This window comes from Streptomyces graminilatus, from assembly GCF_001418565.1.
Lineage (GTDB): Bacteria > Actinomycetota > Actinomycetes > Streptomycetales > Streptomycetaceae > Streptomyces > Streptomyces graminilatus.
In genome coordinates this window covers 1-12,220 of record NZ_LIQQ01000066.1, presented here as the reverse complement: position 1 = coordinate 12,220, position 12,220 = coordinate 1, and the positions used below count along the sequence as shown (strand labels likewise).

The window sequence follows — 12,220 nt, the reverse complement described above, 5'->3', positions numbered from 1 at the left end:
CCCCGTCAGTCGACCCGCAGTACATCGAATGCCGTGAGAGCCGCGTGGAGTTCGGTGCGCTGTTCGCCCGACTCCAGGTCGCGGTCGAGGAGACGTTCGATGGTGCGCAGGCGTTGGTACATGGTTTCGCGGGAGAGGCCGCCCCGGCGTGCGGCGGTGGTCTTGTTGCCGGCCGCGTCGAGGTAGTGGCGCAGGGCCGTCAGCAGGTCGGTGCCGTGCTGGGAGTCGTGGTCGATGAGCCGCCCGAGTTGCCGTTCGGCGTACTCCTGAATCCGGGTGTCCTCGCGGAGTGCGTACAGCAGGCGGCGCAGGCCGATGTCGGACAGCTCGTGGAAGGACCGGTCCGGAGGGAGGGACTGGTCGGGTGGGGTGGCCTCGGCGACGCGGGCCGCCTCGCGGAACGAACGGGCCGCGTCGGAGAGGTCGGTGACCTCCGAGCCGACGCTCACCACGGCGCGCGGGGCCAGACTCAGCGCGGTGCCGCACAGCCGTTCGACAATGGGGTGCCAGGGCTGGGAGGGGCGCAGAGCCAGCAGGATACCGAGGCGGTCCGGGGCCAGCTCGCCGACGAGGGCCGGGATGCCCGCCGTACGGAGTTCCTCGAACAGGTGGGTCTCCGCCTCGGTTCCCCCACTGACCGCGCGGAGGTCCACCTGGATCGCGACGAACCGGCTTCGGTCGGTCGGCAGGCCCAGCGCGGCGCAGCGGGCGTGGGCGTCCTCGGTGGAGCGGTGGCGCTGGTCGACCAGGTCGCGCAGGGCGTTTCGGTGCGCGGTGCGTTCCCAGGGGGTGGGGTGGATGAGGCGGGCGACGGTCAGTGCCATCGCGGTCCTCTCCAACACGGTGATGTCCTCCGGTCCGAAGGCAGGGCCGTCGGCGCGGGCCGGGAGCATGACCACCCGGCCCCAGCGCTCGCCCTGGTACTCGACGGGTGCGGTGAGCCAGCCCGCCGGGCCGGATGTCGCCGTGCGGTCGTCGGCCCCGGTCGCCCTGGTGGCTCTGGAACGCCGTTCCCAACCGGTGAGCGACTCCTCCACCGTGTCTCCGGACGGTTCGCAGATCAGTGCCTGGTGCACCAGGTTCTCCAGGACGACCGTGCGACCGCACATCTCCGACGCCGCGCGCACCACGTCCTCCGGGCCGGCACCGCGCAGGGTCAGGGCGGTGAAGACCTCGTGGATGCGCTGGGTGCGACGCATCGCGTCCGCCTGGTTTCCGAGCAGGAGGGCGTGGACGACCTGGGTGACCTCCAGGAAGTTGACGTCCTTGGCGAGTGTGACGAGGGGAAGGCCACGCAGGCGGCAGGCCTCGACGAGCGCGTCCGGCGGGCGGTGATAGCGGCGTACGAGTTCGATGACCAGCGCCGCGGCCCCGACGTCGGCGAGTTCGTCGACGTACCGGCGCACGCCGGCCGCGTCGTCCGGGAGCGGCATGCCGGTGGTCAGGACGAGTTCGCCGCCCTTGAGGAAGGACGCGGGGTCGGTCAGTTCGGTGATGTGGACCCACCTGACCGGCCGGTCCAGGTGGGGCACACCGGTGACGACCTGGGGTTGTCCGGAGGCCAGGACCGGAAGCGCCAGGACGTCGGCGACGCTGACCTCGCGGGTGGGTCCATGGCCGGCCGGGCGGTTGTCGTTCACGGTGTCTCCATGGGTCCCTTGCGTGGGCACGGCTCCGCGCCCGGGAGTGCCCGGCCACTGTGACAAGCGTCGCTGACCTGCGCAAGAGCCGTCCGTGAGCGGAGCGGCACCAGGCCTGCCCCGATGCGGCTGACACAACGTCCGGATGTCACTGCCCGGCCGGACAGATCGCACGTTGGCGCACCCGCGGTCCGAGGAGATGCTTCGGGACACCGCAGCAGCCGAACACCCAGGCCGGGAGACGAACATGACCGCACTGTCGCCGCACCTTCGCCAGGCCACGCCCGTGGTGGCGGTCCGGGGCGAGGGAGTCCACCTCTACGGGGAGGACGGCCGGCGCTACCTCGACTTCACCGCCGGTATCGGCGTCACCAGCACCGGGCACTGCCACCCGAAGGTCGTGGCGGCGGCGCAGGAGCAGGTGGGCACGCTGGTGCACGGCCAGTACACGACCGTCATGCACCAGCCGCTGCGGCAGCTCGTCGAGAAGCTGGGCGAAGTGCTGCCGGCCGGACTGGACAGCCTGTTCTTCACCAACTCCGGCAGCGAGGCCGTCGAGTCCGCGCTGCGGCTGGCCCGCCAGGCCACCGGCCGCCCCAACGTCATCGTCTGTCACGGCGGCTTCCACGGCCGTACGGTGGCCGCCGCCTCCATGACGACGTCCGGCACCCGCTTCCGGTCCGGTTTCTCCCCGCTGATGAGCGGTGTGGTCGTCACCCCGTTCCCGTCGGCCTACCGCTACGGCTGGGACGCGGAGACCGCCACCCGCTTCGCTCTCCAGGAGCTGGACTACACCCTCCAGACGATCTCCTCGCCCGCCGACACGGCCGCGATCATCGTCGAGCCGGTGCTCGGTGAGGGCGGCTACGTGCCCGCCACCCGCGCGTTCATGGAAGGCCTGCGGGAGCGTGCCGACCGACACGGCTTCCTCCTCATCCTCGACGAGGTGCAGACCGGCGTCGGCCGCACCGGCCGCTTCTGGGGCCACGACCACTTCGGCGTCACCCCGGACATCCTCGTCACCGCCAAGGGCCTGGCCAGCGGCTTCCCGCTGTCCGGCATCGCCGCGTCCGAAGAGCTGATGGCCAAGGCGTGGCCGGGCTCGCAGGGCGGTACGTACGGCGCCAACGCCGTGGCCTGCGCGGCGGCCGTCGCCACCCTGGACGTCGTACGTGACGAGCGGCTCGTCGAGAACGCCGACGCGATGGGCAAGCGGCTGCGGCACGGTCTGGAGGCGGTGGCCGACCGTACGCCGGGCATCGGCGACGTACGCGGCCTGGGGCTGATGCTGGCCACCGAGTTCGTCACCGAGGACGGCAGCCCCGACCCCGACACCGCCGCCCGCGTGCAGCGCGCCGCGATCGACGAGGGCCTGCTCCTGCTGCTGTGCGGCGCCTGGAACCAGGTCGTACGGATGATCCCGGCGCTCGTCATCGACGAGACGGCGGTCGACGAGGGCCTCCAGGCGTGGGCGACCGCGGTGGAGGCCGGCACATCCGGAGCGGCAGGGCGATGACGGACACCACCACGGCCCTGGAGCCGCTGGTCGCGCGGCTCGCCGAGACCGCTCCCGGCCTGCGGGTGGAGACCGGCCCGGGCTCCACCGGCCCCTACGCCTACGACGCCTCCAACTACCGGGTCCCGCCGCGGGCCGTGGTGTTCCCCCGCAGCGCCGACGACGTGGTCGCGGTGGTGCGGGCCTGCCGGGAGACGGGCGTTCCCGTCACCGCGCGCGGCGGCGGCACCAGCATGGCCGGCAACGCGGTCGGACCGGGCGTCGTCCTGGACTTCTCCCGGTACATGAACCGGATTCTGGACATCGACCCGGTGGCGCGCACCGCGCGCGTCGAGGCCGGGGTGATCCTGGACGTGCTGCGCGGCGCGACCGCCCCGCACGGGCTCACCTTCGGCCCCGACCCCTCCTCGCACAGCCGCTGCACCCTCGGCGGCATGATCGGCAACGACGCCTGCGGAAACCGGTCGGTGCGGCACGGGCGTACCAGTACGCACATCGAGGCGCTGGAGATCGTGACGGCCGACGGCGTGCGAGCCGTCGCCGACGGCAGCGGCCTGCGCGCGGCCGACCCGGACGACACGGACGCGGTCCGTCGTGTCGCCCGCCTCGCCGCGGACGTCCGAGGTCTGATCGACGCCAACCTGGCGCCGATCCGCACCGAGCTGGGCCGCGTTCCCCGTCAGGTCTCGGGCTACCAGTTGCACCACCTGCTGCCCGAACACGGCTTCGACATGGCCCGTGCTCTGGTGGGCACCGAAGGCTCCTGTGCGGTCGTCACCGCGGCGACGGTCCGCCTGGTGGCGACCGCACAGGCTTCCACGCTGCTGGCGCTCGGCTACGACGACGTGGTCGACGCCGCCGAGGATGTCCCCGAGATCCTGCGCTGGAACCCCACCGCCGTGGAAGGCATGGACGAGGCGATCGTCGCCACCATGCGCGCCCGCCGCGGCCCGGACTCCGTGACCGGACTGCCCGAGGGGCGGGCCTGGCTGTACGTCGAACTCGACGGTGACGACCAGGCGGCGGTCGACGCCCGTGCCGCCGAACTCCTCGATGTGCTCAGGGCCCAGGGCCGGACGACCGGCGGACGGGTCGTGCGGAGCCCTGCCGAAGGGCGCTCGCTGTGGCGGGTCCGCGAGGACGGCGCCGGGCTCGCCGCCCGCCTGGTGGACGGCGGGGAGTCGTGGCCGGGCTGGGAGGACGCGGCGGTCGCGCCCGAGGACCTGGCCGCCTACCTGCGGGACTTCCGCAAGCTGCTGGCCTCCCACGGGCTGACCGGGGTGCTGTACGGCCACTTCGGCGCGGGGTGTGTCCATGTGCGCATCGACTTCGACCTCGCCACGGACACCGGCCGGGCCGCGACCCGACGCTTTCTCGGCGAGGCGGCCACGCTCGTGGTCTCCCACGGCGGCTCGCTGTCGGGCGAGCACGGGGACGGGCGGGCGCGCGGTGAGCTGCTGGAGGTCATGTACAGCCACCGGATGATCCGGGCGTTCGCCGCCTTCAAGGAGATCTTCGACCCCGAGGGGCTGCTCAACCCCGGCGTCATCGTGGCCCCGGCCCGCCTCGACGCCGACCTCGCGCTGCACACGCCCTCCGACGTACTGCCCGTCGAGTCCCTCTTCTCCTTCCCGCACGACGAGAACGGCTTCGCCGGAGCGGTGGGCCGCTGTGTCGGCGTCGGCCGCTGCCGCAGCGACGCGGGCGGAGTGATGTGTCCCAGCTACCGGGCCACCGGGGAGGAGAGCGACTCCACCCGGGGCCGGGCCCGGCTGCTCCAGGAGATGGTGCGGGGCGACCTCGTCCAGAACGGCTGGCGCTCGACGGAGGTGCGTGACGCCCTCGACCTGTGTCTGTCCTGCAAGGCGTGCTCCAGCGACTGCCCGGTCGGCGTCGACATGGCCACGTACAAGGCGGAGTTCCTGCACCAGCACTACAAGGGCAGGATCCGGCCCCGCTCCCACTACTCGCTGGGCTGGCTGCCGCTGACCTCGGCCCTGGCCGGATACGCCGCCCGCCCGGTCAACGCGCTGCTGCGCGGCCCGGTCGGCAAACTGCTCGCCCGGCTCGGCGGTGTGACCACGAAGCGCCGCATCCCGGCCTTCGCCTCCCGGCACGCGCTTCGCGATGCCCTGCGCAGGGCGAGGACCGGCGAACCGGCGAAGGCCCTGCTCTTCGTCGACAGCTTCACCCGCGCCTTCCGCCCCGAGGTGGCGGGCGCCGCGAGCCGCGTACTCGCCGACGCGGGCATCCCCTGCACGGCCGAGGACGGCCTGTGCTGCGGCCTGACCTGGGTCAGCACCGGCCAACTGTCCACCGCCCGCCGCATCATGGCCCGTACGGTCGCCCACCTCGACAACGGCGACGACCGGCCCATCGTCGTGGCCGAACCCAGCTGCGCCGCCGCCCTCAAGCGGGACGTGCCCGAACTGCTCGGCACCGGGGCCGCCCGGCGTGTCGCGGCCCGCGTCCACACCCTCACCGGCGCCCTGACCGACCTGGCCGCGCCGGACTGGACCCCGCCGGCGCTCCCGGACCGGGTCGTCCTGCAGACCCACTGCCACGAGTACGCCACCTTCAAGGGCAGCCACCCCCGCGACCTGCTCGGCCGCCTCGGCGTACACAACGTCGACGAGGCCGAGGGCTGCTGCGGACTCGCCGGGAACTTCGGCTTCGAGGCACAGCACTACGACACCTCGATGGCCGTCGCCGACCTGGCCCTGAAGCCACGCCTGGACGACATCGACCAGGACACGCCGACAGTCGTCGTGGCCGACGGTTTCAGCTGTGTCACCCAGATCGACCACCTCGCCGGTGACCGGGGCATCCGCGCCCTGCACCTCGCGGAACTGCTCGACCCCACCGCCGACCGACCCGGACAACCAGGAGAGAACTCATGACCGACACACCCACGCAGTTGTTCATCGGTGGCGCCTGGGCGGACGCCGCGGACGGCGCCACCATGCCCGTCGACGACCCCGCGACCGGTGAGATCCTCTGCCACGTCGCCGACGCGGGCGCCAAGGACGCCCAGCGCGCCGAGGAGGCGGCCGTCCAGGCGCAGGAGGCGTGGGCCCGTACGGCGCCCCAGGCCCGCAGCGAGATCCTGCGCCGGGCGTACGAGATCATCGTCGCGCGCACCGACGAGCTGGCCCACCTGATGACGGCCGAGATGGGCAAGCCCCTGGCCGAGGCCAGAGGAGAGGTGGCGTACGCGGCCGAGTTCTTCCGCTGGTTCTCCGAGGAGGCCGTACGTATTGAGGGCGGCCACGGCGTCCTGCCCGACGGCCGCAACCGCATGCTGCTCTCCCGCCGACCCGTCGGCCCCTGTCTGCTGATCACCCCGTGGAACTTCCCGCTGGCCATGGGCACCCGCAAGATCGGCCCGGCGATCGCCGCCGGCTGCACGATGATCCTCAAGCCTGCCCCGCAGACCCCCCTTTCCAGCCTGGCTCTCGCCGCGATCCTCAAGGAGGCCGGGCTGCCGGACGGCGTGCTCAACGTCGTCACCACCTCCCGTGCCGGGGAGGTGTGCGAACCGCTCCTGCGCGGCGGGCGGGTTCGCAAGCTGTCCTTCACCGGCTCCACCAACGTCGGACGCCTGCTGCTCGCCCAGAGCGCGGAGGCGGTCGTGCGGACCTCGATGGAGCTGGGCGGGAACGCGCCGTTCATCGTCTTCGAGGACGCCGACCTGGACAAGGCGGTCGACGGCGCGATGGTCGCCAAGATGCGCAACATGGGCGAGGCCTGCACCGCCGCCAACCGCTTCTTCGTCCACAGCTCCGTGGTGGAGGAGTTCGGGCGTCGCCTGGCCGAGCGCATGGGCGCGCTGGTCGTGGGCCCTGGCACCCGGGACGGCGTCGACGTCGGCCCGCTGATCGACAGGGTCGGCCGGGGCAAGGTCGAGGAACTGGTGGCCGACGCGGTGGAGCGCGGCGCCCGGGTGCTCGTCGGCGGCCGTACGCCCGAGGGGCCGGGCTGCTTCTACCCGCCGACCGTGCTCGCGGACGTGGCCCCCGACAGCCGCCTGATGGACACGGAGATCTTCGGCCCGGTCGCGGCGATCCTCACCTTCGAGGACGAGGACGAGGTGGTCCGCCGGGCCAACGACACGCCCTGGGGCCTCGTCGGCTACGTCTTCACCGAGGGCCTGGACCGCGCCCTTCGGGTCAGCGAGCGTTTGGAGGTCGGCATGGTCGGCCTCAACACCGGCCTCGTCTCCAACCCGGCCGCCCCCTTCGGCGGCGTCAAGCAGTCCGGGCTGGGCCGCGAGGGCGGCCGGGTCGGGATCGAGGAGTTCCTTGAGTACCAGTACGTCGCCGTGCCCATGCGGTGACCAAGTTCTTGAGCCCAGGAAAGGAAGAACATGTCGTTCCTGAAGACCATCGACACCAATCCCTCCTTCGCGCCGCACGAGTCCGGACCGCTCCCGGAACGTCTGGTTTCCGGCGACCCCGCGTTCATGACCTGGCCCCAGGACGTCGCCCGCGGGGAGACGATCCATACGGGGGTCTGGGAAGCTACGCCCGGCGAGACGCGCTCGATCAAGGGCGAGACCTTCGAGTTCTGCCACATCCTCGCCGGCATCGTCGAGCTCACGCCGGAAGGTGGTGAGCCGGTGGTCTACAAGGCAGGCGACAGCTTTGTCATGAAGCCGGGCTTCGTCGGTGTCTGGAAGACCATCGAAACCGTGCGCAAGATCTACGTGATCGTGAAGTGATGCCGTGAAGTCGGCTCCTCGCAGGGGTGCGCCTGGTCGCCTCCCGCAGGGGGCCGGACCGGTCCGGGTCGGGAGCGCGGCCGTCAGCCGGGGCGAGGACCCGGAGCCGGACCGTCGTCAGGCCAGGTGCCGGGCGGTGATCTCCGCCGCCGTCTCGGCGACCAGCCGCCCCAGTTCGGGCAATCGGCCGGGCTCGAAGCGGGAGCCGGGCAGGGAGACGGCCACGGCGGCCAGCGGAGTGCCCTCACCGTCCAGGACGGGCGCCGCGATGGCGCAGACCCCCTGCAAGTACTGGTTGTGGTTGACGGCGTAGCCACGATCCCGGACCCGCTGGAGTTCCGTACGCAGTTCCTCGGGGTCGGTGATGGTCTCCTCGCCGTACCCCTCGAATGTGCCCGTCGCGAACTCCTCGACCTCGGGATTCGGGAGATGCGCGAGGATCGCGTGCCCGGCGGCCGTGGCGTGCAGAGGCGAGGTGTCGCCGATGGCGTGGAAGGTGCGTACGGCGTGGTCGCAGTCGACGCGGTCGACGACGACCATGCACTGCAGTGCGTCGGGCACCGAGAGATGAATGGTCTCGTTGACCGTGTCCCGGAGCCGGATCATGGGTTCGCGGGCGGCGGCGAACAGGCTGGAGCCCTGTAGGGCGGCGGGTCGTACGGCCAGAACCCGGGCACCGATCTCCCAGCGCGTGGTGTCCCTGCGGTTGGCCCGGAGCCAGCCGGCCTCGTTGAGGGTGACCAGGGTGCGCTGCACCGTCGACTTCGGCAGGCCGAAGAGCTTCGTCAGCTCCCCCAGGGTCACGGGCTGATGCCGGGCGACCGCCTCCAGGATGCGCAGTGACCTGGTGACGCTCTTCATTTCCATCCGGGACCCCCGTCAGTCGCGTGGCTTCGTCGTGCTCACCTCTTGACTCCCCTCCGGAGCCGTGGGCATGATCCATGCCGGATTCTAGCACGGCGTTCCACAATACGGCATGGAGGTTGAAGTGGGGCCCGACAGTCTTCACGGCGATGAGAGGCAGGAGCGCCCCGACGTACGGCGAGGGCCGACCCGCACGCCCCGACACGTGCAAGCCGGCCCTCGCCGGTCCCGGGCCCTCCTGGGCCGCCGCCTTCCCTTAGCCGCCCAGTAGGCGTCCGCTGATCTCCTGTGCCGCGTCGACGACGAGGCCGCCCCACTCGGACTCCCGGTCCACGTCGTATCGGGAGTCGGGCATCGAGACCCCCACGGCGGCCAGCGGGGTGCCGTTCTCGTCGAGCACGGGCGCGGCGAGGGCACAGACGCCCGGTCGGTACTGGTTCCGGTTGACCGCGTACCCGTCGGTGCGGATCCGGTCCAGCTCGGCGCGCAGTTCGTCGGGGTCGGCGGGGGTCGTGTCGCTGAAGCGCTCCAGGCCCTGGGTGATGAGCTCCTCGACGTCTGCCTTCGGAAGCCGGGCAAGGATCGCGCGCCCCACGGCGGTGGCGTGCAGTGGGGAGGTGTCGCCGATGTTGTGGAAGGTGCGTACCGGGTGGTCGCAGTCGACGCGGTCGACGACGACCATGCACTGCAGTGCGTCGGGCACCGAGAGGTGAATGGTCTCGTTGACCGTGTCGCGAAGCCGGATCATGGGTTCGCGGGCGGCGGCGAACAGGCTGGAGCCCTGTAGGGCGGCGGGTCGTACGGCCAGAACCCGGGCACCGATCTCCCAACGCGTGGTGTCTTTGCGGTTCGCGCGCAGCCAGCCCGCCTCGGCCAGGGTGACCAGGGTGCGCTGCACCGTCGACTTCGGCAGGCCGAAAAGCTTCGTCAACTCCCCGACGGTGACCGGCTGATGCTGGGCGACCGCCTCCAGGACGCGCAAAGACCTGGTCACACTCTTCATTTCCATCCGATTTCCCCCCGTTAATCCTCGGAACTTCTGATGAACACCCTATTGACTCCACATCGCGCCACTGCCATTCTCGTGCCAGATTCTAGCACAGCGTTCCACAATGTGGCACGGTCTATCGGGAGAGATTCCGAAGAAGTGGGCCGGCACCGCGAGATGCGGCGGCTGTGAGCCGAGGACCCGAGGAAAAGGGCCCGACCCCCGTCCAAATCGCCTCGAATCGACCAACCTCACGTCGGGCGCCCAGCATGCGCCTCGGCGATACGAAAGGAAAGTCTGTGTCTGCTGCCAGGAAGCGCGTCGCCGTCGTCGGCGTCGGAACGATGGGCAGCCAGGCCGCCTGGCGGCTGGCGGCCCGTGGCGCCGAGGTCGTCGGATACGACCGGTTCGCACCCGGCCACGACCGCAGTGCCGCAGGCGGTGAGACCCGGATCTTCCGCAGCGCGCACTTCGAGGACTCCCGCTACGTCCCGCTCCTCAAGCACGCCGACTCCCTGTGGGAGCAGCTCCAGCAGGAGACCGGCCGCGAGCTGCGCCGGCTGACCGGATGCCTGCTGATGGGACCGACCGGACACCAGCAGATGGCCACCGTCCTGCAGTCCATCGCGGAGCACGACCTCGACCACGAGGTGCTGGACGCCGGGCTTCTGGCGAAACGATTCCCCCAGTACCGCATCGAGGACGGCGACGCGGCCGTGCTCGACCGCCGCGCCGGTTTCATCCGCCCGGAGCTGACCATCCAGACCGCCGCCCGCCGCGCCGAGCAGCTGGGCGCGGTGATCCACCGCTACAGCACGGTCCGCGAGATCGTCCCCGTCGCGGGCGGCGTCGAGATCCGCACCGACTCCGGCAGTGAGCGCTTCGACACCGCCGTCGTCACCCCCGGACCATGGGTCAACGATCTGCTGCCCGACCTGCCGTGGGAGGTGGACGTCCGCCGCCTCGTCAGCGCCTGGTACGTGCCCACCAGCCCCGAAGCCTGGTTCGGCGAGGAGCGCCCGGCGTTCATCAGGACCGCGCCCACCCACTGCTACGGCCTGCCCTCCCCGGACGGCATCTCCGTCAAGCTCGGCCTCTCCCGCGCCCTGCACCAGCCGGCGGGCGACCCGAACCAGCTGGACCGCACGGTACGTCCGGAAGAGCTGGAGATCTTCTCCGAGCTGATCGGGCGTCACATGCCGGACCTGCACCCCGACCCGACCCGGCTCTCCGTCTATATGGAGGGCTACACCGAGAGCAGCCGCCCCCTGGTCGGCCCTCTGCCCGGCGCCGAGAACGTGATCCTGCTCGCCGGTTTCTCCGGCCACGGCTTCAAGCTCGCGCCCGCCTTCGGCGACATCGCCGCCGACCTGGCGCTGGACGGCACCTCGCCCCAGCCCATCGGCTTCATCTCCACCGTCGGCCGTACGGAGGCCTGACCATGAACGACGCCACCCTCTCCGTCGGCGCCCTGCGCGCCGGGCCCGGCACCAAGGCTCGCGGCACCGTCCAGGCGGATCTCGGCACCCTCACCGTCGGCATCCCGCTGACCCTGGTCAACGGCTCCCGCCCCGGCCCCCGGGTCGTCATCACCGCGGGTGTGCACGGAGGCGAGTTCACGCCCATCGACGCCGTCGTACGACTGGCGGAGCGGCTGGACCCCCGCGAGGTGCACGGCCAGGTGATCATCTGCCCCGTCGCCAACCCGCCCGCCGTGTACCAGGGCCGGCTCAACATCTCCCCGGTCGACGGCGTGAACCTCAACCGGGTCTTCCCCGGCGACCCGTCCGGCGGCCCCACCGAGCGGCTGGCCGCCTGGCTCTTCACCCACCTCCTCGACGGCGCCGACGTCTACGTCGACCTGCACTGCGGCGGCATCGACCAGGTCCTGCGGGACTTCGTCGGCTATCGCCTCACCGGCGACCCGGACCTCGACAAGGCCACGGCCGTACTGGCGGGCTCCTTCGGCATCGAGGACGTCATCCTCGGACTGAAGGCCGACGGCGGCAACAGCCACGCGGCCGCCGCCCGCCGCGGTATCTCGGCGGTCCTCGTCGAGGTGGGCTCGCTCGGACAGCGCGACGAGCCAACGGCCCTCCGACGCGTCGACGGACTTCTCAGGGCGCTGCGCCACTTGGGCGTCCTCGACCAGGGCGGTTCAGCCCCGGCCGCGATTCGCGAGTGGGTCTGGTCCGCCGGCGTCACCGCCGAGGCCACCGGCCTGTGGTACCCGGAGTTCGCCTTCGACACCGACGTCATCGGAGAAGTGGCCGAGGGCGACGTGCTGGGCCACATCATCGACCCCGCCGACGGCACGGAGCACACGGTCCACGCGCCGGCTGGCGGACGGATCTTCTACGGCATGCACGGCCTCACCGTCGCCCCCGGCGCCGAACTCGCCGCCCTCGCCGTCCCGTGGGACCCCGAATCGGCCCCGAGCCCCGACACCCTCCGTACCCCTGGCGCGGGCCACGGCTCCGACGAGGAAGCCC

Annotated in this window: 9 protein-coding genes; 6 read left to right on the top strand and 3 right to left on the bottom strand. The window is 71.7% G+C overall.

Translation table 11 applies throughout. The features are described 5' to 3' along the window. Positions 1 to 5: 5 nt before the first annotated feature. A complete protein-coding gene (locus AOK08_RS07105) occupies positions 6 to 1,640 on the bottom strand; it encodes a PucR family transcriptional regulator (protein WP_055524592.1) in 1,635 nt (544 codons plus the stop codon). 247 nt (positions 1,641 to 1,887) lie between these two features. Here AOK08_RS07105 and AOK08_RS07100 point away from each other — a divergent pair, with 247 nt between their 5' ends. Genes AOK08_RS07100 through AOK08_RS07085 form a run of 4 tightly spaced genes read left to right on the top strand, consistent with a single transcriptional unit; the run spans position 1,888 to position 7,876 of the window. Further along, on the top strand, positions 1,888 to 3,156 hold the full coding sequence (locus AOK08_RS07100) for an aspartate aminotransferase family protein (protein ID WP_055524591.1): 1,269 nt from the start codon (positions 1,888 to 1,890) through the stop codon (positions 3,154 to 3,156). Further along, on the top strand, positions 3,153 to 6,056 hold the full coding sequence (locus AOK08_RS07095) for an FAD-binding and (Fe-S)-binding domain-containing protein (RefSeq protein ID WP_055524611.1): 2,904 nt from the start codon (positions 3,153 to 3,155) through the stop codon (positions 6,054 to 6,056). Before AOK08_RS07100 ends, AOK08_RS07095 begins: the two co-directional genes overlap by 4 nt. Continuing rightward, positions 6,053 to 7,492, top strand: coding sequence for an NAD-dependent succinate-semialdehyde dehydrogenase (locus tag AOK08_RS07090; RefSeq protein ID WP_055524590.1), 1,440 nt, complete (start codon positions 6,053 to 6,055; stop codon positions 7,490 to 7,492). Before AOK08_RS07095 ends, AOK08_RS07090 begins: the two co-directional genes overlap by 4 nt. 30 nt (positions 7,493 to 7,522) lie before the next feature. Next, positions 7,523 to 7,876, top strand: coding sequence for a cupin domain-containing protein (locus AOK08_RS07085; RefSeq protein WP_055524589.1), 354 nt, complete (start codon positions 7,523 to 7,525; stop codon positions 7,874 to 7,876). Positions 7,877 to 7,993: 117 nt separating this feature from the next. On the opposite strand, the gene AOK08_RS07080 is transcribed toward AOK08_RS07085, so the two are convergent. Continuing rightward, entirely contained in the window at positions 7,994 to 8,737 is a 744-nt protein-coding gene (locus tag AOK08_RS07080; protein ID WP_055524588.1) for an IclR family transcriptional regulator, read from the bottom strand. A 259-nt stretch (positions 8,738 to 8,996) separates the two neighbouring features. Beyond that, a complete protein-coding gene (locus AOK08_RS07075; protein ID WP_055524587.1) occupies positions 8,997 to 9,743 on the bottom strand; it encodes an IclR family transcriptional regulator in 747 nt (248 codons plus the stop codon). Positions 9,744 to 10,027: 284 nt separating this feature from the next. Here AOK08_RS07075 and solA point away from each other — a divergent pair, with 284 nt between their 5' ends. Both solA and AOK08_RS07065 read left to right on the top strand, forming a co-directional pair. Beyond that, positions 10,028 to 11,167, top strand: coding sequence for an N-methyl-L-tryptophan oxidase (solA, locus tag AOK08_RS07070; RefSeq protein WP_055524586.1), 1,140 nt, complete (start codon positions 10,028 to 10,030; stop codon positions 11,165 to 11,167). A 2-nt stretch (positions 11,168 to 11,169) separates the two neighbouring features. Further along, the coding region (locus AOK08_RS07065; protein WP_241826860.1) for a M14 family metallopeptidase at positions 11,170 to 12,220 on the top strand (1,051 nt) is incomplete at its 3' end.